The sequence below is a fragment of the Pseudosporangium ferrugineum genome (assembly GCF_003002065.1).
Classification (GTDB): domain Bacteria; phylum Actinomycetota; class Actinomycetes; order Mycobacteriales; family Micromonosporaceae; genus Actinoplanes; species Actinoplanes ferrugineus_A.
On record NZ_PVZG01000007.1, the window covers coordinates 24,093 to 44,299 of the forward strand.

23 protein-coding genes are annotated in these 20,207 nt (G+C 70.8%); 17 read left to right on the forward strand and 6 right to left on the reverse strand.

What is annotated here, in order from left to right:
- Position 1: 1 nt before the first annotated feature.
- From CLV70_RS16170 to CLV70_RS16250, 17 genes are all read left to right on the forward strand, one after another.
- Positions 2-1,888, forward strand: a complete 1,887-nt coding sequence (locus CLV70_RS16170; RefSeq protein ID WP_106127341.1) for a flagellar hook-length control protein FliK — start codon at positions 2-4, stop codon at positions 1,886-1,888.
- A 95-nt stretch (positions 1,889-1,983) separates the two neighbouring features.
- Entirely contained in the window at positions 1,984-2,505 is a 522-nt protein-coding gene (locus tag CLV70_RS16175; RefSeq protein WP_106127342.1) for a flagellar hook assembly protein FlgD, read from the forward strand.
- A 3-nt stretch (positions 2,506-2,508) separates the two neighbouring features.
- Positions 2,509-3,726, forward strand: a complete 1,218-nt coding sequence (locus CLV70_RS16180) for a flagellar hook protein FlgE (RefSeq protein WP_106127343.1) — start codon at positions 2,509-2,511, stop codon at positions 3,724-3,726.
- A gap of 196 nt (positions 3,727-3,922) precedes the next feature.
- Entirely contained in the window at positions 3,923-4,210 is a 288-nt protein-coding gene (locus tag CLV70_RS16185; protein WP_106127344.1) for a flagellar FlbD family protein, read from the forward strand.
- Entirely contained in the window at positions 4,210-5,001 is a 792-nt protein-coding gene (locus CLV70_RS16190; RefSeq protein ID WP_106127345.1) for a motility protein A, read from the forward strand. Before CLV70_RS16185 ends, CLV70_RS16190 begins: the two co-directional genes overlap by 1 nt.
- A gap of 2 nt (positions 5,002-5,003) precedes the next feature.
- On the forward strand, positions 5,004-6,023 hold the full coding sequence (locus CLV70_RS16195) for an OmpA/MotB family protein (RefSeq protein WP_106127346.1): 1,020 nt from the start codon (positions 5,004-5,006) through the stop codon (positions 6,021-6,023).
- A gap of 23 nt (positions 6,024-6,046) precedes the next feature.
- Complete coding sequence (locus CLV70_RS16200) at positions 6,047-6,511, forward strand: flagellar basal body-associated FliL family protein (RefSeq protein WP_106127347.1); 465 nt, start codon at positions 6,047-6,049, stop codon at positions 6,509-6,511.
- A 114-nt stretch (positions 6,512-6,625) separates the two neighbouring features.
- A complete protein-coding gene (locus CLV70_RS16205) occupies positions 6,626-7,564 on the forward strand; it encodes a flagellar motor switch protein FliM (RefSeq protein ID WP_245908274.1) in 939 nt (312 codons plus the stop codon).
- Positions 7,561-8,313, forward strand: a complete 753-nt coding sequence (gene fliN / locus CLV70_RS16210) for a flagellar motor switch protein FliN (RefSeq protein ID WP_106127349.1) — start codon at positions 7,561-7,563, stop codon at positions 8,311-8,313. Before CLV70_RS16205 ends, fliN begins: the two co-directional genes overlap by 4 nt.
- Positions 8,314-8,315: 2 nt before the next feature.
- Positions 8,316-8,699, forward strand: a complete 384-nt coding sequence (gene fliO, locus CLV70_RS16215) for a flagellar biosynthetic protein FliO (protein ID WP_106127350.1) — start codon at positions 8,316-8,318, stop codon at positions 8,697-8,699.
- Between the two features lies 1 nt (position 8,700).
- A complete protein-coding gene (gene fliP, locus CLV70_RS16220) occupies positions 8,701-9,552 on the forward strand; it encodes a flagellar type III secretion system pore protein FliP (RefSeq protein WP_106127351.1) in 852 nt (283 codons plus the stop codon).
- Positions 9,549-10,316 carry a flagellar biosynthetic protein FliR gene (gene fliR / locus CLV70_RS16225; protein WP_106127352.1) on the forward strand — a complete coding sequence of 256 codons (768 nt, stop codon included), beginning with the start codon at positions 9,549-9,551 and terminating at the stop codon, positions 10,314-10,316. The genes fliP and fliR overlap by 4 nt, the downstream gene beginning before the upstream one ends.
- A gap of 3 nt (positions 10,317-10,319) precedes the next feature.
- Complete coding sequence (locus CLV70_RS16230) at positions 10,320-11,411, forward strand: EscU/YscU/HrcU family type III secretion system export apparatus switch protein (RefSeq protein ID WP_106127353.1); 1,092 nt, start codon at positions 10,320-10,322, stop codon at positions 11,409-11,411.
- Positions 11,412-11,480: 69 nt separating this feature from the next.
- Positions 11,481-13,523 carry a flagellar biosynthesis protein FlhA gene (locus CLV70_RS16235; RefSeq protein WP_106127354.1) on the forward strand — a complete coding sequence of 681 codons (2,043 nt, stop codon included), beginning with the start codon at positions 11,481-11,483 and terminating at the stop codon, positions 13,521-13,523.
- A complete protein-coding gene (locus CLV70_RS16240; RefSeq protein ID WP_211303789.1) occupies positions 13,513-15,066 on the forward strand; it encodes a hypothetical protein in 1,554 nt (517 codons plus the stop codon). The genes CLV70_RS16235 and CLV70_RS16240 overlap by 11 nt, the downstream gene beginning before the upstream one ends.
- A gap of 3 nt (positions 15,067-15,069) precedes the next feature.
- On the forward strand, positions 15,070-15,315 hold the full coding sequence (locus CLV70_RS16245; RefSeq protein ID WP_106127356.1) for a hypothetical protein: 246 nt from the start codon (positions 15,070-15,072) through the stop codon (positions 15,313-15,315).
- A 71-nt stretch (positions 15,316-15,386) separates the two neighbouring features.
- Positions 15,387-16,409: a sulfotransferase family protein gene (locus tag CLV70_RS16250; RefSeq protein ID WP_106127357.1), complete on the forward strand. Its 1,023-nt coding sequence runs from the start codon at positions 15,387-15,389 to the stop codon at positions 16,407-16,409.
- A gap of 40 nt (positions 16,410-16,449) precedes the next feature.
- Here CLV70_RS16250 and CLV70_RS16255 read toward each other — a convergent pair whose 3' ends face one another.
- The 6 genes from CLV70_RS16255 to CLV70_RS16280 are packed head-to-tail and all read right to left on the reverse strand — an operon-like array spanning position 16,450 to position 20,191.
- Positions 16,450-16,932 (reverse strand): hypothetical protein, encoded by a 483-nt coding sequence (locus CLV70_RS16255; RefSeq protein WP_106127358.1) that lies wholly within the window; start codon positions 16,930-16,932, stop codon positions 16,450-16,452.
- A 7-nt stretch (positions 16,933-16,939) separates the two neighbouring features.
- Positions 16,940-17,302, reverse strand: a complete 363-nt coding sequence (locus CLV70_RS16260) for a response regulator (RefSeq protein ID WP_106127359.1) — start codon at positions 17,300-17,302, stop codon at positions 16,940-16,942.
- Positions 17,299-17,781, reverse strand: coding sequence for a chemotaxis protein CheX (locus CLV70_RS16265; protein ID WP_106127360.1), 483 nt, complete (start codon positions 17,779-17,781; stop codon positions 17,299-17,301). The genes CLV70_RS16260 and CLV70_RS16265 overlap by 4 nt, the downstream gene beginning before the upstream one ends.
- On the reverse strand, positions 17,778-18,155 hold the full coding sequence (locus CLV70_RS16270) for a response regulator (RefSeq protein WP_221478700.1): 378 nt from the start codon (positions 18,153-18,155) through the stop codon (positions 17,778-17,780). The genes CLV70_RS16265 and CLV70_RS16270 overlap by 4 nt, the downstream gene beginning before the upstream one ends.
- 15 nt (positions 18,156-18,170) lie before the next feature.
- Positions 18,171-19,016 carry a CheR family methyltransferase gene (locus CLV70_RS16275; protein ID WP_106127361.1) on the reverse strand — a complete coding sequence of 282 codons (846 nt, stop codon included), beginning with the start codon at positions 19,014-19,016 and terminating at the stop codon, positions 18,171-18,173.
- Positions 19,013-20,191, reverse strand: a complete 1,179-nt coding sequence (locus tag CLV70_RS16280) for a protein-glutamate methylesterase/protein-glutamine glutaminase (protein WP_106127362.1) — start codon at positions 20,189-20,191, stop codon at positions 19,013-19,015. Before CLV70_RS16280 ends, CLV70_RS16275 begins: the two co-directional genes overlap by 4 nt.
- Between the last annotated feature and the right edge of the window lie 16 nt (positions 20,192-20,207).

Sequence of the window (20,207 nt, forward strand, 5' to 3'; positions counted from 1 at the left end):
CATGACCAGCTCCGTCACCGGCCCGGACCGCAAACCGGCCCCGGACGCCGGCCGCCGCACGGGCTCCCGCCCCGACGCCGGCGAGGCGTTCGGCGCGGCCCTGTCCGCCGAACTCGACCGCGCCCCGGCCCGCCCGCCACGCACCCCCGACAACCGCTCCCGGCACCCCGAACGCGACCGGAACGCCGGCCCGCGCCCCACTTCCCCGGAACGCGCCCCGTTCGCACGCAGCGAGGCGAAGCGAGCCGCCGAGCAGGCGGCGGCGAGCGGATTCCAGCTGCGGGCCGCGGAGCAGCAGCGGGCCTCCCAGGCCGAAGCCGCGGCGAACCGCACCACAGCCCAGCGCGCGGACCCGAGGAACGCCGAGGCGAGCGTCGCCGCCGAGGCCGCCGTCGTGCCGACCGAGGACACCGATCCGGCATCGCTCCCGGACGTCGAGGAACACCCCGCCGAGGACGCCGCGGTCCCGGTGCCCACCCCGATCGTCGTCGCCCTCACCACGGTGACGCCCACCCCGGCGACGCCGGTCCCGGCCGGAAACACCCCCGCGCCCCAGGGCTCGCCGGCCCTGGGCACCACGACCGCACCCGTCCCGGAGCTCCCGACCGCACCGCCGACGCCGACACAACCCACGGTGGCACAGCCAAGCCCACCGGCCGCGACCCCACCGGCCCCGACCCCACCGGCCGCGACGCAGCCGACCGCGACCCCGCCGACCGCGACGCAGCCGACAGGGGCGCAGCCGACAGGGGCGCAGCCGGGCGCCGCACCGTCGAACGTGACGCAGCCGGCCGTTGCTCAGGCCACCGCGACCCAGCCGGCCGTCACGCAGCCGACAGTCACCCCGCCCGCCGAGACCCCGGACCCGTCCGCCTCCCAAGCCACGACGGCCACAACCTCCGCGTCCGCCGCGTCTGCCACGACCGCCACGACCGCAGCACCGGCACCCGCTCCCGAGGCGACGCCAACCGCCACGACCGCCAGCAGCACCGACCCCGCCGCCCCGGCCGGACCCACACCGGCCCCGGCCACCACCGCCGACCAGCCCACCGTTGCCCCGGCGGCGCAGACCAGCACCGGGGCCGTCGCCCAAGGCGGACAGGCCGACACCCGCACGGTCGGCGGCGACAACGGCCAGGCCCCCGGCGACGCGACCAGCCCGGGCGACGCGACCAGCCCGGCCGGCGACACCGCGCAGACCGGCGCGGGCGGAGACCCCGGGGACCCCGGCAACACCGGCGGCCAGGGCGGGACCGGCGGCCAAGGCGGGACCGGCGGCCAAGGCGGATTCGCTCCGCCGGCGAGCCAATCCGCTCCGGCGCAGACCGCCGGCACCGCCCAGGATGCGCCGGTCGGCCTGGCAGGGGTGGCCCCGGCAGCACCGGCCGCCCCGGCGGCACCCGCGGCCCCGGTGGCCGCACCGGCCGCGGCGCCTCCGCTTCCGGGTCCCGTGGCGATGCAGCTCGCGGCCCGGATCACCCCGTTGCGCCTCGACGCCGACGGCGTGCACCGGCTCACCGTCAACCTGCACCCCGCCGACCTGGGTCCGGTGCAGATCGTCGCGGAGATCCGTAACGGCGAGATCAGCATGCAGCTGTCCAGCTCGACGAGCGCGGGCCACGAGTCGCTGCGGGACGCGATGGACGATCTGCGCCGCGAGTTGCAGCAGTCCGGGTTCGGCAACGCGTCGCTGGACCTGCGGCAGGGCTCCGGGCAGGACCAGGCGAGGCAGCAGTTCGGCTTCCTGGGCAACGACAACGGAAACCGGAACAGCGGCAACGGCCGGGAGGGGCGTACGGACGAGGGAGCCGGCGCCGCGCCGGCCGAGACCGCCCCACCGGTGCCCGGCAGCCCCGGCGGCACCAGCCGGCTGGACGTGCGGGCTTAAGCTCCGCGACCGCGAAAATTGGGGCTAAGCGAATCGCCGCGCCCGCCGAACCTGAGTGCGAGGGTCACCACCGAAGGTTCAGGAGGACCGGTCGCATGACTTCGCCGATCAACGGTTTCGTGAGCAGCTCGTACGACGACAAGCGCGCGTCCGCGACCTCGATGTACACGAACAAGACGAAGGTCGACGCCGGCAGCAAGTCGGTCGGGGACCAGGACACCTTCCTGAAGCTGCTGGTCGCCCAGCTCAAGTACCAGGACCCCTCGAACCCGGCGGACTCCACCCAGTTCCTCGCCCAGACCGCCCAGTTCACCCAGGTCGAGAAGCTCGGGCAGATCGCCGAGATGATGCAGGCCCAGCAGCTGATCGGCGCGAGCGCGCTGGTCGGCCGCACGGTCACCTACCAGGACGCCAACGGCGTCAGCCAGACGGGCGTCGTCACCCGCACGAAGCTCAACGGAGACAGCGAACCGACGCTCGTGGTCGGGAACACGGATGTGCAGCTGTCGAAGGTCACGGAAGTCCAGCAGACGCCGGCGCCGCAGCCCGCGGCCGGCACCGGACAGACCGCTACCCCGAACACCGCCTCCGATTCCGCTACCACGAAGGACAACTGACCTATGCTGCGTTCCCTTTTCTCCGGCATCAGCGGCCTGCGCGCGCACCAGCAGATGATGGACGTGACGGGCAACAACATCTCCAACGTGAACACGACCGGTTACAAGTCGAGCCAGACGGTTTTCCAGGACACGCTGTCGCAGATGGTGAACGCCGCCGGCGCCCCGCAGAACGGCTCCGGTGGTACGAACCCGGCCCAGGTCGGCCTCGGGGTGCGGACCGCGAGCGTCAACGCCAACTTCAGCCAGGGCGCCGCGCAGACCACCGGCAAGGCCGGCGACATGATGATCCAGGGTGACGGGTTCTTCATCACCAAGAGCGGCGGCGAGACGGTCTACACCCGCGCGGGCTCCTTCACGTTCGACGCTAACGGCTCGCTGACCACCCCGAACGGCCAGATCGTGCAGGGCTGGAGCGCGGACACGAACGGCGTGGTCAACACCGCCGGCGCGCCGGGCGACATCAAGCTGCCGATCGGCATCAGCCTGGCGCCGGAGCAGACCACCGCGTTCACCCTGACCGGCAACCTGTCGTACGAGGCCCCGGTGGGCGCCACCAGCGCCAAGACGATCCCGATCCCGACGATCGACGCCAACGGGCAGTCCGGCACGCTCGAGGTGGTCCTCACCAAGGCGGCCCCGATCGCCGGCGTGGAGCAGTGGACGATCACGATGCCGAACGTGCTGCCGGCCGTACCCGCGCAGACGATCCCGTTCCCCGGCGGTCGCGCACAGGGCACGCTCGTCGCCGGCGTGGACACCGGCAAGATCACGATGAACGGCTACGAGATCGACATCCACGACCTGACCACGTACGCCGGTAACACCGAGGCCCGGGTCAGCGCGTCGGACGGTTCGGCGGCGGGCATCCTGAACTCGTACACCGTCTCCAACACCGGGCAGATCGTGGGCGTGTTCTCGAACGGCCTCAAGCAGACGCTGGGCCAGCTCGCCCTCGCGAACTTCAACAACGTCAACGGTCTGGAGAAGATCGGCGACTCGATGTTCCGCAGCACGGTGAACTCGGGCCTGGCCCAGGTCGGTTCGGCCGGCTCGGCCGGTCTCGGCCTGATCACCAGCGGCGCGCTGGAGATGTCGAACGTCGACCTGGCGCAGGAGTTCACCAACCTGGTCATCGCCCAGCGTGGTTTCCAGGCGAACAGCCGGATCATCACCACCTCGGACGAGATCCTCCAGGAACTCGTCAACCTGAAGCGCTGATAGACCGCGGTACGCCGCAAGGCCGGCGGAAGCCGGGACGGGCCAACGGCCCGCCCCGGCTTCTCCATATCCGGCGCGGTCAGCACCCGTAAAGAGACCGGAGTGCGCTCATCAGCAACCGGCACTCCGCCGAATGGTCCAGTGACGGGCCACGGATGGCCCCACCAGCCGATATGACGCCCCAAGGACGGATGTCGTGATTCTCGTAACCCGCCTCAACGGAGCCGTTTTCGCCCTCAACCCGGACCTCGTCGAGCGTGCCGACTGCACGCCCGACACGGTCATCACGCTGGTGGACGGCACCAAGTACGTCATCGCCGAATCCGTGCCCGAGTTCATCGACTCGGTGCGCCACTACCGCGCCTCCCTGATCGCCCAGGCGAGCCGCATCGAGGCCGAGCCGGCCCTCATGACCGCGACCGAGGACGAGCAGGCGCCGCAGACCTCTGCGACCGTGCTGCCGCTGCACAGGAAGGACCGCTGATGGACCTCGCCACCATCATTGGTATCGGCGTCGCCTTTGTGATCGTCTTCACCGTGCAGATCCTGGAGGGCGGCAGCCCTGCCTCGATCATCCTGATCCCGTCGATGCTGCTGGTGTTCGGCGGCGCGCTCGCGGCCGGCATGGCCGGCGGCGTCATGAAGGACACGATCGGCCTCGGCAAGCTGCTGCGGAAGGCGTTCCTGGCCAAGGTGTCGCCGCCGCACATGCTCGTCGACAACATCGTCAAGCTGGCCGAGCGGGCCCGCCGCGAGGGCCTGCTGGCGCTCGAGGACGCGGTCAAGACCGTCGAGCACCCGTTCCTGAAGCGCGGCCTCCAGCTGGCGATCGACGGCACGGACCCGGAGGAGCTGCACGACATCCTGCACGCCGAGGTGGCCGCGAAGAAGAAGGCGGACAAGGCCGGGATGAAGATCGTCGAGAACATGGGCGGCTACGCCCCGACGATCGGCATCATCGGCACCGTCATGGGCCTGGTCCACGTGCTGGAGAACCTGAACAAGCCGGAGACGCTCGGCCACTCCATCTCCGCGGCCTTCGTCGCGACGCTCTGGGGTGTGCTCAGCGCCAACGTCATCTGGCTGCCGCTCGCGGCCCGCCTGACCCGGCTCTCCGGCATCGAGGCCGAGGAGATGGAGCTGGTCATCGACGGTGTGCTGGCCATCCAGGCCGGCTCGAACCCGCGCCTGGTCGCGCAGAAGCTGCGCAGCCTGCTCCCGCCGGACGCCGCCCGGGCCGCCGAGGCCGCCGCCACCAACAAGAAGGCCGCATAGTCATGAGTTCCGGGGGCGGACGCCGCAAGAAGGGCGGTCACGAGGAGCACGAGGAGCACGTCAACCACGAGCGCTGGCTCGTGTCGTACGCCGACATGCTCACCCTCCTGTTCGTGCTCTTCGTCGTGCTCTACAGCATGAGCAACGTCGACAAGGCGAAGTTCGCCGAGCTGGCGGCCGGCCTGTCCGAGGGCTTCGGCGCGTCCAGCGCGGCGTTCCAGGGCAGCCGGGCGCCCCTCGAGGGCGCGGGCGAGGCCTCCACCGTCGTGCCGATCGACCCGGGGGCGAACCCGGGCGAGAAGAACATCGACGGCACGGACAAGATGACCAAGGAGCAGAAGGAGGCCATCCAGCGCGCCGTGCAGGCCGAGGATCGCAAGCTGGCGTCCGCCAACGCCAAGGCGGCGACCAAGGAGGCGGAGAACCTCAAGGAGATCGAGCACAAGATCTCCGACGCGCTGGCCAAGGCGAAGCTGCTCAACCAGGTCAAGTTCACCATCAACCAGCGCGGCCTGGTCGTCACCATCGTCACCAACGAGGTCGTCTTCGCGGGCAACCGCGCCGAGTTGCAGGCGGGTGGCCGGCGCATCCTCGACGCGATCGCACCGACCCTCGTCAAGCTGCCCAACAACATCGAGGTGGACGGCAACACCAACCAGCTCAAGGCGACCGTGAGCTACTACCCGAGCGGGTGGGAGCTGTCCGCGGCCCGCGCCTCGACGACGGTGCGCTACCTGGTCGACCACGGCCTGGCCAAGAACCGGATGAGCGCGGTCGGCTTCTCCGACACCAAGCCGCTCATCGACCCGAAGGACCCGCGGTCCATCACGATGAACCGCCGGGTGGACGTGGTCGTGCTGACCACGCTCAACGCCGAGCAGGCGGCGCTGTTGCCGGCCGCGTCCGGCGCGGACAGCAAGCTGCACACCGGCGAGACCACCGCCGAGGCCAACGCTAAGGCGGCGGCCGGTGCGACCGAATCAGGTTCCGGGTCCACCCCGGCGCCCACCACCACCGACTGACACGACAGACAGGAGGAGTTCCGATGGCAAAGGACGCGAAGGACACGAAGGACGGCGCGGCGGAAGCGCCGAAGAAGTCCAAGAAGATGCTCATGATCATCGTGCTCGCCGTGGTGCTGCTCGGCGGTGGCGGCGGGGCGTACTTCATGTTCTTCAAGGGGGACGCGGCCGAGGCCAAGGAGCCGGTCAAGGGGATGGTGGTCCCGATCGAGACCCCGCTGACCATCAACCTCTCCGACGGCCACTACCTCAAGATGGGCTTCGCCCTTCAGCTGACCGAGGAGGCCGGCGAGGAGGAGATCGACACCTCCGAGGCGCAGAACCTCGCCATCGACCAGTACACCGGCATGAAGATCGGTGAGCTGGAGACGGAGAAGGGCCGCGAGACGGCGAAGTCGGAGCTGCTGGAGAAGATCGAGAAGGCGTACAACGTCGAGAAGAAGCACCTGGTGATGGGGCTCTACTTCACCTCGTTCGTCACGCAATAGCTCAGCGATTCCGATGGGCGGGTCCGCACGGCGCGGATCCGCCCATCCTTCGCGTGCGGGGCGATAGCACGCCCCACGGCTCAGCGGTCGCGCAACCGAGCCGATGAGGACGACGTGACGACGTCTCCGACCCGATCCCCCGGAAAGATGTCCCGCCGAGGCGGGAGCGCGGGGCCCACCACGTACGACTTCCGCCGGCCGATCAAGCTGTCCCGGGAGCACGTACGCACGCTCCAGATCGCCTTCGAGACGTTCTCCCGCAGTTGCGGAACCCTCCTGACCACCCGCCTGCGCACGGTCAGCAGCGTCTCCCTGGTCTCGATCGAGCAGCTGAACTACGACGAGTACGTCGCCTCGCTGAGCAACCCGACCGTGATCGCCGTGGTGTCCATCGACCCGCTGCCCGGCACGGTCCTGCTGGAGATCGCCACCTCCGCGGTGATGACCTCCATCGATCACATGCTCGGCGGTCCCGGCGGGGCCCAGCCGGAACGTCCGCTGACCGAGGTCGAGATGCCGCTGCTGCGCGGCCTGCTGGAGCGGATGCTGGGCGAGCTGCGGTACGGCTTCGAGACCCTGGTGGACATCCAGCCGAAGCTGCGCGAGATCGAGTACAACGCCCAGTTCCTGCGCGCCCACCAGCCGGGCGACGCGGTGGTGATCGCCTCGTTCGAGATGAAGATCGGCACCGAGGAGTGCGTGTCCAGCATCTGCCTGCCCTTCAACACGATCCTGCCGGTGCTGGAGAAGCAGGAGACGATCGAGCCCACGCCGGCCGAGCGGCTGGTACGCGAGACCTCCCTGCGCAAGCTGACGGCCGGGCTTTCCGCGGCGCCGATTGACGTAGCTGTCCGATTCCAGCCCATCCGGATGCGTACCGATGACATCGTGGATCTACGCCCCGGCGACGTAGTGCCGCTGGGGCACCCGACCAGCATGCCGCTGGAGGTGACCGTCAACGAGACCGTTTTTGCACATGCAGTCCCCGGTAACCAGGGCGCCCGGCTCGCCTGTCTCGTCGTGCCGTCGCCCAAGGAGGAAGAACGTCGATGACCGCTCCCACGATCACCGAGCCGCAGCTCGCCCAGGTTCGCGCCGCCGCGGAGGCCGCCCTCGCCGTGCTCCCCACGAGCCGGGAGCTCTCGGTGGGCGCGCCGGTGTCGGCGTCCGCCGACATGCTGACCACCGGGCAGGCCATCACCGCCAGGTTCAGCGGCGCGGCGACCGGCGAGGTGGTCGTCGTGGTGGGGCAGGACCTGGCCGACGCCCTCAAGGAGAGCCCGCTCGGCGAGCTGGACCTGACCGCCGCCGTACGCCCGGCGCTGGAGGCCGCCGCCCGCGCGTTCGGTCCCGTCGTCCTCGACCCCGGCCAGCTCATGGAGCCCGGGGTGGCGCTGAGCGCGATCGCCGCCAAGAGCGACGCGGTGGCCGTACCGCTGCTGGACGGCGGCGACATCCGGGCCGTCCTGGCGCTGACCCTCACGCCGTGGCCGGCCGACCCGGCGCTCGGCGGGATCGCCCGGCGCGGCGCCTCGGACGCGGCGCCGCTGCGCGGCGGCCTCGACATGCTGCACGACGTCGAGATGGAGGTCTCGGCGGAGCTGGGCCGCACCCGGATGAGCGTGCGGGAGTTGCTGTCGCTGAGCCCGGGCGCGATCGTCGAACTCGACCGGGCCGCCGGCAGCCCTGCCGACCTGCTGGTCAACGGCCGGCTGATCGCCCGGGGCGAGGTCGTCGTGATCGACGAGAACTTCGGCATCCGGATCACCGAGATCATCTCGCCCGGCAGCGAACGGGAGTAGCCGTGTTCGAGCTGGTCCTGCGCATCGGCTTCTCCCTGCTGGTCGTCTTCGGCCTGATGTGGGGACTGGCCCGGGTCGCCCGCCGTGGCGGCCTCGGTAAGCGCGGGCCGGGCAGCCTCTCGGTGCTGAACAGGCAGTCGCTCAGCCGCGGCTCGTCGGTGGCGGTGGTGCAGGTGGCGGATCGGGCGCTCATCCTCGGCGTGACGGACAACCAAGTCAGCCTGCTGGGCGAGACGGAGCTGTCGGCCTTCGCCGAGGAAGCGGTGCGGGGGCCGGAGGCGCTGGTGCTGCCGCACCACGGCGGCAAGCTGGACGGGTCGATCCTGTCGCCGCGTACGTGGACGTCGACGCTGGACTTCCTGCGCGACCGGACGGCGAGGCGCTGACATGGCCCGGCGTACCCTCGTGATCCTGTTCTTCCTGCTCGGGGCGCTCGTCCCGGCAGCCGCCGCCGAGGCCGCCCCGCAGCCGGTGCCCGCGGCCGTGGCGCAGTATCAGCTGCCCCGGGCGCCCGCGCCCACCCCGCCGGCCGCGCCGGTGGCCCCGACGGTGACGCCCCGCGGCGGCGGCTCGATCGGCGTCAACATCAACGGCACGAATCCCGACGGCAGCAAGCCCGCCACGTCCCTGGTGATCGTGCTGGGCCTGACCCTGCTGTCGGTGGCCCCGGCGCTCCTGCTGCTCTGTACGGCGTTCACCAAGGTGTTCATGGTCCTCGGCATCACCCGCAACGCGCTGGGCCTGACCAGCATGCCGCCGAACCAGGTGCTGGCCGGGCTGGCGCTGTTCATCAGCCTCTTCATCATGGGCCCGGTCCTGTCCGACGTGAACGAGCAGGGCGTGCAGCCGTACCTCGCCGGGGACAAGACCCAGTCGCAGGCGTTCGACGACGGCGTGAAACCGCTGCGTACGTTCATGCTGAAGAGCACCCGCGAGGACGAGCTGGCCCTGCTGATCAAGGTGTCGGGTCAGGAGAAGCCGGCCACCCCGGACGACGTGGAGCTGACCACGCTCATCCCGGCGTTCGTCCTGTCCGAGCTGCGCGCGGCCTTCATCATCGGCTTCGTCATCTTCATCCCGTTCCTCATCATCGACATGGTGGTCTCGGCGTCGCTGATGTCGCTGGGCATGATGATGCTGCCGCCGGTCACCGTCTCCATGCCCTTCAAGCTCCTGCTGTTCGTGCTGGTCAACGGCTGGGGGCTGATCATCACCGCGCTCGTGGGGTCGTACCGGTGAACGCCGAGGTCCCCATCGCGGAGCTGGTGGCGATCTTCCTGGGCGCCGCCCGGGCCGGCGCGTGGCTGATGCTCTGCCCGCCCTTCAGCTCACGGCTGATCCCGGGGCAGGTCAAGGTGCTGCTGTCGGTGGGCATCGCGCTGCCGATGGCGCCGTACCTGACCAGGACCCTGCCCTCGACGGAGACGTCGGCGATCATCGCGGCGACCGCCCTCCAGGTGTTCGTCGGCGCCGCACTGGGGTTCATCACCTACCTGCTGTTCGCCGCGGTGCAGGCGGCCGGGGACATGATCGACGTCTTCGGCGGTTTCACGCTGGCCACCGCGTACGACCCGATGTCGCAGAACCAGAGCTCGGTGTTCGGCCGGTTCTACAACCTGGTCGCGACGACCCTGCTGTTCGCCAGCGACGGGCACCAGCTCGTGCTGCGCGGGTTCATGGAGTCCTACAAGACCCTGCCGCTGGACGCCAGCTTCTCGATGGAGACGTTCAGCCGCCTGCTGACCGAGGGCATCGGGGAGATGTTCGTGTCCGCGCTGCAGATCGCCGGGCCGCTGATCGCCGTGCTGTTCCTCACCGACGTCGCGTTCGGCCTGCTCAACCGGGTCGCGCCCGCGCTCAACGCGTTCCAGCTGGGCTTTCCCGCGAAGATCTTCCTGGTGCTGACCCTGTCCGGTACGGCCATCGCGATCCTGCCGCGGGCGCTGGACGGCATCATCGACAACGCGGTCCGCGCGGTGGTCCACCTCAGCGGCGGGGGGTGAGCCGTGTCCGGGGAGAAGACCGAACAGCCCACACCGCAGAAGCTCAAGAAGGCCAAGCAGGAGGGCCAGATCGGGCGCAGCCAGGACGTCGGCGCCTGGTTCGGCATGCTGGCCGCGAGCATCATGCTGCCGCGCACGATGGAGTCGGCGATGGACCACTCCCGCGAGCTGATGGCGAAGATCCCCGACGTCATCGCCGATCCGGATCCGAACATCGCGCTGGGCATCCTCAAGGACGGCATGATGAGCGCCGGCTGGGCCGTGCTGCCGCTGGCGCTGACCATGATGGCGGTGGGCATCGCGGCGGCCGGCGCCCAGGGCGGCATCCGGGTCGCCACGAAGCTGTTCATCCCGAAGTTCAAGCGGCTCAACCCGCTGCCCGGCATCAAGCGGATGTTCGGCCCCCAGTCGCTCTGGGAGGGCACGAAGGCCCTGGTCAAGACGGCGGTCCTGGGCGGGGTGCTCTACCTGACGATGAAGGACATCGTGCCGCTGCTCATGACGGCCGGGCGCCTGCAGATCGGCTCGTTGCTCGGGGTCGTCAACGACGCCGCCCTCAACCTCATCCGGGCGGCCTCGGCGGCCGGCATCGTGATGGCCGCCGCGGACTACTTCGTCGTCCGCCGCCGCACCAACAAGCAGCTGCGGATGTCGAAGGAGGAGGTCAAGCAGGAACACAAGAACACCGAGGGCGACCCGCACGTCAAGGGCCACATCCGGGCCCGTCAGATGGCCATGGCGCGCAACCGGCAGATGGCCGACGTGCCGACCGCGGACGTGATCCTGGTCAACCCGACCCACGTGGCGGTGGCGCTGCGCTACGACCCGGAGAAGGGCGCGCCGCGGGTGCTCGCCAAGGGCCAGGGCGCCATCGCGCAGAAGATCCGGGAGCTGGCGACCGAGCACCGCATCCCGATGGTGCAGGACGTGCCGCTGGCCCGGGCGCTGGAGAAGAGCGTGGACGTGGGGCAGGAGATCCCCGCCGAGTTCTACGGGGCGGTCGCGAAGGTCCTGGCCTTCGTGATGAGCCTGAAGTCCCGTGGGTCTGCCGCGGGGGTGCATCGGAACCCGAACCCAATGCCCGCGGCAGCATAGTCATAATCTGGGAGATTTCCTCACATCACGGCCGTTCCTGCGGCACCATCAGCAGGTGGAAGGGGGGCCGTGAAGAGCCGCAACCTCAGTAAGTTCGCCGTACCCGTCGGGGTCATCGGCATCATCGTCATGATGGTCGTGCCGCTGCCGACCTTCCTGCTCGACCTTCTGATCGCCACCAACATCACCGGCGCCCTGCTGATCCTGATGGTGTCGATGTTCGTGCAGAAGCCCCTCGACTTCTCGGTCTTCCCGGCCCTGCTCCTGGTCATGACGCTGTTCCGGCTGGCGCTCAACATCAGCGCCACCCGCCTGGTGCTCCGCGACGGCGACGCCGGCAAGGTCATCCACGCCTTCGGCGACTTCGTCGTCGGCGGTTCGCTGGTCATCGGCCTGGTCATCTTCCTGATCCTGATCATCGTGCAGATGGTCGTGGTGACCAAGGGCGCCGAGCGGGTCGCCGAGGTGGGCGCCCGGTTCACCCTCGACGCCATGCCGGGCAAGCAGATGGCGATCGACGCCGACCTCAACGCCGGCCTGATCGACGAGCACGAGGCGCGGCGCCGGCGGGCCGAGGTGGCCGCGGAGGCCGACTTCTACGGCGCGATGGACGGCGGCTCGAAGTTCGTCAAGGGCGACGCCATCGCCGCCATCATCATCACCGTCATCAACCTGGTCGGCGGGTTCACGGTCGGCATCCTCCAGCACGGCCTCTCCCCCGCCGACGCGATGAACCAGTACAGCCTGCTGACGGTCGGCGACGGCCTGGTCTCGCAGATCCCCGCGCTGCTGCTGTCGGTGTCCACCGGTCTGATCACCACGCGCTCGGCCACCTCCGGCGACATGGGCAGCAGCGTCACGGCCCAGCTCGGGCAGAACAAGCTGGCGCTGCGGATCGCCGGCGGCGCGGCCCTCGGACTCTGCGTCATCCCCGGCCTGCCCAAGCTGCCGTTCCTGCTGATCGGCGCGATCACCCTGATCATCGCCCAGCGGCTGAAGGACCCGGAACCCGAGGCCGAGGCCGCGGCGGTGGCCGAGGTGGACCGGCCCTCGCCGGACTCGCCGGAACAGCTGCTCGGCGAGATGCGGGTCGACCCGCTGGAGCTGGCGCTCTCGCCCGACCTGGTGGACCTGGTCGACACGAACGGCGGGGACCTGCTCGACCGGGTCCGCGCCCTGCGCCGCAAGATGGCCCTGGAGCTGGGCATCATCATGCCGCCCGTACGGACCCGGGACGACCTGGACCTGCCGCTGTCGTCGTACGCGATCCGCATCTCCGGGGTCGACGCCGGTGCCGGCCAGGCGCCCCCCGGCACGGTGCTGGCCATCGGCGACGGCCTTCAGGCGCTCCCGGGCCGCGCGGGCGTGGAGCCGGTGTTCGGCCTCGCCGGCAAGTGGGTGCCGGCGGAACTGCACTACCAGGCCGAGCTCTCCGGCGCGACGGTGGTCGACCGGGCCTCGGTGATCATCACGCACCTGGCCGAGATCGTCCGCCAGAACGCCAGCCGGCTGCTCGGCCGCGAGGACGTCCGGTCGCTGACCGAGATGGTCAAGCGCACCCACCCGGTGGTGGTCGAGGAGCTGACCCCGACCCTGCTCAGCCTGGGCCAGATCCAGCGGGTGCTACAGGCGCTGCTGGACGAGGGCGTACCGATCCGCGACCTGGTCCGGATCTTCGAGTCGCTGTCGCTGCGCGCCAAGGTCTCGGTCGAGCACGACGGCCTCGTCGAGGCGGCCCGCGCCGCGCTGGGCCCGGCCATCGCCGCCCAGTACGCCGCCGACGGCCGGCTCACCGTCATCACCCTCGAGCCGGTGCTCGAGCAGAGCCTGCTCGAGTCCCTGCGGCCCAGCGAGACGGGCGCCTTCATGGCGATCGACGGCCTGCGCGCCGAGGCGATCGTCAGCGAGGCCGGGCGGCTCGTGGAGGCCGCCGAGCAGGCCGGCATCACGCCGGTCCTGGCCTGCTCCCCGCAGCTGCGGCTGCCGCTCATGCGTCTCCTGCGCGCCGGTTCACGCCGCGTGCAGGTGCTGTCCTACTCGGAAATCTCAGGTTCCACCGCACAGATTGAAACTATGGGGGTGGTGAACGGTGCCTACGCGGGTGCTGCTTGAGGGTCCGGCCATCGAGCCGTTGCTGGCGCAGGTGCGCGACGAATACGGCTCCTCGGTGCGGATCATCTCGGCGGACAAGGTCCGGACCGGGGGCTTCGGCGGGTTCTTCGCCAAGCAACATTACGAACTGTCGGTCGAGGTCCCGGACCCCGACGAGCGCACGGAGCCACCGCCGCGCCGGCCGGCACCGGCCGACGACGGGCCGCAGACGCTGGAGCAGCTGCTGGCCCAGGCCGAGTCGCGGGACCGGATCGCGCCCCCCGACGGGCCGCCGCGCGGCGACCGGGCGGCCGGGCGGGACGCCGGCATCGGCGACGCGGACGTCGCGGTGGGTGGGCGGGGGCTCGCCGGGCCGAGGGGTGGCGGCGGGAGCCTGGCCGACCCGGGTTCCGCCTTCGCCGAGCTGATGGCCAACCTGGACCGGGCGGAGGCGTACAACCGGCCGTCGCCCCGGCCTCCGGACACCCGGCCCGAGGAGCCCGAGAGCCCGGCCGTACGGCCGTTCCGCCCCGCGCAGGCCACCGGCTCACCGGTCAACGGCGGGTCCGCGGGCACGGTACGGCCGCTGCCGCCCGTACCGTCGCTGGCGGAGCTGATGGGCGGTCTCGGGGTGAACGACGCCCCGGTCTTCCCGCCGAACGCGGCGGCGAACCGGGCCGCGCAGAACCCGGCGCCACCCCGCACCCCGGCCGCCGCGTACGGCCTGGCGCCGACCTCTCCGGCGCCCGCGGCGATGTCGCTGGCCGAGTCGCTCGGCGGCCTCGGGCTGGACCTCCCGCACCCGTCGTCGATGCCCGGCGCCACGGCGCACGTGACCACGGCGACGCCGCACCCGATCCGGCCGCACCACTACGACACCGTGCAGCAGAACCTGTTGCGGGTCGGCATGCCGGAGGAGATGGTCGCGCAGATCGTCGGCGGTGACACGTACGCGGGTGTGCTCAGCGTGCTGGCCTCGCGCCCGTCGGCGCCGGCCGTCCCGGACGCGCCCGGCGAGATCCTGGTGCTGGCCGGCGACCTCGACCACGCCCTCCCGATCGGCCGGCAGCTGTGCGACCTGGCCGGCCTGGACCAGGCGCATCTGCTGCTCGGCGGCCCGACCGCGGCCGGCACCGGGTTGCACTCGTCGCGGGTGCTCGGCGACCCGCCCGCCGCGGCGGCCAAGGCCGACCGGTTGCAGAGTGCCGACCACGCCTGGATCGTGGTGGTCGACGCGGGGGTCGGGCGGACGGATCCGCTGCGGATCAACGACATGTGCGAGGCCCTCGGCGCCACGGCGATGTGGGCGGTCGTCGACGCCACCCGCAAGACCCGGGACTCCGCCAAGCACCTGCGGGCGCTCGGCGACGTCGAGGCGCTGGTGGTGCACAACGTGGACCTCACCTCGGACCCGGCCACCGTGCTCGGCCTGGACCTGCCGATCTTCTCGCTGGACGGCAAGCCCGCCACGCCGCACTCCTGGGCGGCCCTGCTCTGTGCCCGGATCGCCGCCGACGTCGTGCCGATGGCCGCCCTCCCCCGCCGGCCGGCCCGCCGGGGCTGATCCGTGATCCGGCCCTCCGTCCTGCTGTTCGCGCTGCTGATGAGCGCGCCGGCGCTGTATCGCTACGTGCTCGACGAGATCGACATCGCCGAGGTGCTGATCCGGTTCCTCATCGCCGTGCCGATCGCCGCGATCCTGCTCGCCGGGCTGCGGTTCATCACGTCGGGGTACGGCCGGACGGAGGAGCCGGGCACCCCGGTCACGCCGACCCCGGACACGGGCCGGGAGACGGACCCCGACACGCCTTGATACTTCGTTAACATTTGACCGTTTTGCCACTATATTACCTCCGGTGAGCGACTGCCCACCGGAGGTGAACGGTGCCCACTGACCGTCCGATCATCGTCGTCGGCTGCCCCCGATCGGGCACGACGATGCTGCAACTCATGCTGCACGCCCATGCGCGCATCGCGATTCCGCCGGAGACGAGGTTCGTGCTGGCGGCGTACCGGGAACGTCGCGAGTTCGGCGACCTCGCGGTGGCCGCCAACCGGCGCGCGCTGGCCCGTCGCATCGTGGACCGGCGCGAGACCCGCTTCTGCGACCTCGGCCTCGACCCCGAGGAGACGGTCGAGGCGATCGTGGCCGCGGACGGCACACTCGGGTCCGTGCTCGGCACGGTCTTCCGGCTGTACGCGGCCCGCTTCGGCAAACCCCGCTGGGGCGACAAGCGGCCGGCGTACCTGCACAACGTGGATCTGCTGCTGAGGCTGTTCCCGGACGCGCAGTTCATCAACATCGTCCGCGACGGGCGGGACTGCGTGGCGTCGCTGAAGGAGATGTCCTGGCACCGCAAGGACATCTACGCGACCGTGGCCGCGTGGGCCCGTGCCGTCGACGACGCCCGGCGTGCGGCCCGGCGCCTCGGCGATTCCCAGTGGTACGAGCTGCGCTACGAGGACCTGGTCGCGGATCCGCAGGGGCGGCTCGCGGAGCTGTGCGCGTACCTGGGCGAGGAGTACCAGCCGGCCATGGCGGAGCCGTCGGCGGTCGCGCGGGTGGCGGTGCCGTCGTTCAAGACCTGGCATGCGCGTACGCACACCCCCGTCACGACCCAGCGCGTGCAGAGCTGGCAGACGCGGCTGACCGCCGAGGAGATCGCGCTCTGCGAGGCCGCCCTGGGCAGCCGGCTGGTGGCCAACGGGTACGAGCTGTCCGGCGCGGTCCGCCCGGCCGCCGCCGAGCTGCTCCGCTACGGATGGTCGGCGGCGCCGCAGCGGTTCATCCCCGCGCGCCGGGGCCTGAGCCGGGCGGCCGACCGGGTGCTGCGCCGCCCGGACGTCGCCCACCGGCCCGTGGTGAGTCAGCGGACGCCCTCGGAGGCCGACGCCGGCCAGGCCTGAAGCCGCGCCCCCGCACGGCGTGCGGGGGCGGGCCCCACGGTCAGACGAGGGACAGCGAGAACTTCCCCTTGCCGTAGCGGGCGACCTCGATGGAGAGGTCGAGCCGCTTGCCCAGGGCGAGGAACTGCGCCCGGGCGTCGTTGGGCAGCTCCATGCCCGGGTAGATCACCTGGTAGAGCTTGACGTGCGGGGCGCCTTCCCGGTTGAGCAGGCTGGTGAAGACGTTGCACAGCTCGAAGACGTTCTCCGCCAGGTTGGGGAAGAGCTTCTTCTCCTCGATGCTGTCCTCCGCCGCCCCCGCGGGCAGCAGGCCGAGCGCCGCGCCCGCGTTGGCCGCGAGGCTCAGCGTCATGCCGAGCACCGCGTAGAGGCGTGAGGTGTCGGTGTAGATGGCCATCAGGCCGGTGGGCAGATCCTCGGCGGTCATGGGATCGCCGGGAGAGACGTTCACGTCCCGGCCGAGGAGGTCCTCGAAGAGGTTACGGACGGCAAGCGGGGCGGGAACGACCGAGGTGTCTGACATGGCTATATCATCCCAAAATAGGAGAGAAGACCTCATCGAATTGCTCAGCAGTGAAGGGCTTCACGATGAAGAACGCGGAGCCGGCGCTCTCCGCGGCGGTCTTCATCTCCTCGGTGCACTCGGACGTCACGAAGCCGAACTTGACGTCGTTCCCGGCCGCCCGCAGCTTGCGCAGCACGTCGATCCCGGTCAGCTCCGGCATGTTCCAGTCCGAGATGATCAGGTCCGGCTTCTCCGCCTCGGCCTTCTCCACGGCCTCCGCGCCGTCGGCTGCCTCGACCAGGTCGTGACCCTCGAAGCCGGCCTGCCGCAGGGTGCGGGTCACGATCTGGCGCATGACCCGGCTGTCGTCCGCGATGAGGATCTTCATGCCGTCGCCTCCTGCTGCTTCACGCTCTGCCACATGGAGATGGAGACCGGCTCGGCGTCCCAGAGGCCGTAGAGGCCGCTGATCCGCTCGGCCGCCGGGTAGTACGAGGCGGTGTCGGGTGCCAGCACCACGGTCGGCAGGGACAGGAAGCAGCCCGCCGGGAGCATCGCCTTGACGTTGCCGCCGACGATGTTGGCGAGCTCGCCCAGCACGTCGGAGATGTCCTCCTGGCTGACCTCGTCCTCCTCCATCGCCAGGAAGGCGGCGGCGGACCTCCGCGCGGCCTTCAGCGAGCAGGCGTAGACGAGGTGCCCGTGCCACGAGCCGGTGATCGACACCGTCGAGTGCACCTCGGTCGCCTGCCCGTCGTCGCCCGTCACCAACAGCGGGCTGACGCCTTCCGGATCCAGGTACGAGACCCAGACCTGTTCCACCATCTCGGCGAGGTCACCCTCGCTCACCACGGTCTCGACGCTCATGAGTTCGCTCCGGTCGGTACCAGGCCCAGCAGGGCCAACTTTTCGATCATCGCGCCCTCGGTGAAGGGCTTGATCACGTATTCGTGGGCGCCCGCGGCGAGTGCCCGGACGATCTGGCTCTGTTCGCTCTCGGTCGTGACCATGACCAGCGTCATCTCCCGCAGCCGCGGCTCGGCGCGCACCTTGGTCACGAACTCGAGCCCGTTCATGTTCGGCATGTTCCAGTCGATGAGTGCCAGTTCCGGCACCTCGGTCATCGTGGCGAGCAGGTCCAGCGCCTCCTGGCCGTCACCCGCCTCGATCGCCTCGAAGTTCAGCTTCGCGACGATGCGCTTGAGAATCATGCGCATCGCGCGAGAGTCGTCGATCACCATGGCCCGCACCGCAACTCACCCCTTCCTGACGGCGCCGGCCGGCACCGCGCTTCGTACCCGGTAGGCAGAGGTCCGGCCGGCCGCCACCCGTTCGTAGTTGTCGTCGATGCCGATGGTCGTCTCGGCGGCACCGAGGAAGAGCCAGCCGTCCGGCCGCAGCAGCCGGGCGACGTTACGCAGCACCGATTTCTTGGTCGCGACGTCGAAGTAGATCAGCACGTTGCGCAGGAAGATCACGTCGAACGGCGGGATCGCCGGCAGCGGCGCCGTCAGGTTCATGTGCTTGAACGACACGTTGCGCCGCAGGTGCGGGGCGATCCGCCAGTGCGCACCGACCCGCTCGAAGTACTGCACCAGCTGGGTGGCCGGCAGGCCGCGGTTGACCTCGACCTGGCTGTACTCCGCCGCCTCGGCGCGCTTGATCATCTCGGTGGAGATGTCGCTGCCCATGATCTCGTACCCCCACCCGGTGGGCAGCGCCTCCTGGAGCGTGATCGCCAGGCTGTACGCCTCCTGCCCGCTCGAGCTCGCCGCGGACCACAGCCGCAGCCTGCGCTGCGAGGCGCGGTTCTTGACCAGGTCGGGCAGCACGACGTCGGTCAGCGCCGTGAACGGCTCCCGGTCGCGGAACCACGAGGTCTCGTTGGTGGTCAGCGCGTCGATGATCCGGCGCTGGTCCGCCGGGTTCGGCTTGCGCTGCAGATTCGCCAGGAACTCCGCCACGCTGCCCGCGCCGACCTGCCGGGCCACCGGGATCAGCCGGGCCTCGACCAGGTACTCCTTGCCGGGGGCGAGCACGATCGCCGCCTCTCGCCGGACCAGCGTGGAGACGAACGCGAAGTCCGACTGGGACAGGCTCATCGAGTCACCGCCGTCGCCCGCGGGGCCCGGCCCACCTGGAGGCGCTGGACCAGGGCGGAAGCGATCCGGTCGAGCGGGAGCACCTCGTCGGCCAGCCCCGCGCCGACCACCGCTCCGGGCATTCCCCACACCACCGAGCTCGCCTCGTCCTGCGCCAGAATCTCCGCGCCTGCGTCACGCAGCACCTTCGCACCACCTCGTCCGTCGTATCCCATGCCTGTGAGCACCGCCGCGAACGCCGCCGCCCCGTAGAGCGACGCGACCGAGCGGAACATCACGTCGACCGCCGGACGGCAGGAGTTCTCCGGCGGCGCGCCGCTGAGCTGGGTCAGCGTCGCGGTGTTGCGGCGTTGCAGCACGAGGTGCTTGTCGCCGGGAGCGATGTAGACGGTCCCCGGGGTGAGCTCCATGCCGTCGCCCGCCTCGACCACCCGCAGCGGCGTGCTGCGGTCGAGACGCTCGGCGAACATCCGGGTGAAGACCGGCGGCATGTGCTGGGTCACCACGACCGGCACCGGCAGGTCCGACGGCAACGCCTGGAGCACCTTGGTCAGCGCGTCCGGCCCGCCCGTCGACGACCCGATCGCCAGGATGTCGACCCGGCCGTGCGGCATGCGCCGCAGCGGTCGCGCCGGAGCGGCGGGCAGCTTGCCGGCGGGCCGGCCGGTGAGCGCGCCGGGACGGCCCGGCGCGGCCGGACGCCCGGTAACCGGCGGTGCCAGGCCCGGGCGCTTCGTGGGGCCGAGACCCGGGCGCGGTGCGCCGGGAGGCCGGCGGCCGGCCAGCGCGTGGATCTTCGGTACGAGCTGCTCCCGCACCGCCGCGATGGACTCGCCGATGGAACCCACGTTGCTCGGCTTGGTCACATAGTCCGTGGCACCCGCGGCCAGCGCCTCCAGCGTGGCGCTCGCGCCGGCCGCGGAGAGCGTGCTGAACATGATCACCGGCAGGTGCTTGTGCCGCTTGCGCAGCTCCCGGACCGCCGCGATGCCGTCCATCTGCGGCATCTCGATGTCCATGGTGATGGCGTCGGGCTTCAGGCTGTCGATCTTCGCCTGGGCCAGCAGGCCGTTGGCGGCCGTGCCGACCACCTCGATGCCCGGCGCCCCGGTCAGCGAGTCCACGATGAGCCGGCGGACCACCACGGAGTCGTCGACGACGAGCACTCTGATCATCGTTGTCCTCCGTCCC

Coding starts and splice junctions, on each gene's coding strand:
- CLV70_RS16170 (WP_106127341.1), top strand. CDS start 2: ATGACCAGCTCCGTCACCGGCCCGGACCGCAAACCGGCCCCGGACGCC.
- CLV70_RS16270 (WP_221478700.1), bottom strand. CDS start 18,155: ATGGTGATCGACGACTCTCGCGCGATGCGCATGATTCTCAAGCGCATC.
- fliP (WP_106127351.1), top strand. CDS start 8,701: ATGGCCCGGCGTACCCTCGTGATCCTGTTCTTCCTGCTCGGGGCGCTC.
- CLV70_RS16265 (WP_106127360.1), bottom strand. CDS start 17,781: ATGAGCGTCGAGACCGTGGTGAGCGAGGGTGACCTCGCCGAGATGGTG.
- CLV70_RS16175 (WP_106127342.1), top strand. CDS start 1,984: ATGACTTCGCCGATCAACGGTTTCGTGAGCAGCTCGTACGACGACAAG.
- CLV70_RS16280 (WP_106127362.1), bottom strand. CDS start 20,191: ATGATCAGAGTGCTCGTCGTCGACGACTCCGTGGTGGTCCGCCGGCTC.
- fliN (WP_106127349.1), top strand. CDS start 7,561: ATGACCGCTCCCACGATCACCGAGCCGCAGCTCGCCCAGGTTCGCGCC.
- CLV70_RS16190 (WP_106127345.1), top strand. CDS start 4,210: ATGGACCTCGCCACCATCATTGGTATCGGCGTCGCCTTTGTGATCGTC.
- CLV70_RS16180 (WP_106127343.1), top strand. CDS start 2,509: ATGCTGCGTTCCCTTTTCTCCGGCATCAGCGGCCTGCGCGCGCACCAG.
- CLV70_RS16260 (WP_106127359.1), bottom strand. CDS start 17,302: ATGAAGATCCTCATCGCGGACGACAGCCGGGTCATGCGCCAGATCGTG.
- CLV70_RS16275 (WP_106127361.1), bottom strand. CDS start 19,016: ATGAGCCTGTCCCAGTCGGACTTCGCGTTCGTCTCCACGCTGGTCCGG.
- CLV70_RS16195 (WP_106127346.1), top strand. CDS start 5,004: ATGAGTTCCGGGGGCGGACGCCGCAAGAAGGGCGGTCACGAGGAGCAC.
- CLV70_RS16200 (WP_106127347.1), top strand. CDS start 6,047: ATGGCAAAGGACGCGAAGGACACGAAGGACGGCGCGGCGGAAGCGCCG.
- CLV70_RS16255 (WP_106127358.1), bottom strand. CDS start 16,932: ATGTCAGACACCTCGGTCGTTCCCGCCCCGCTTGCCGTCCGTAACCTC.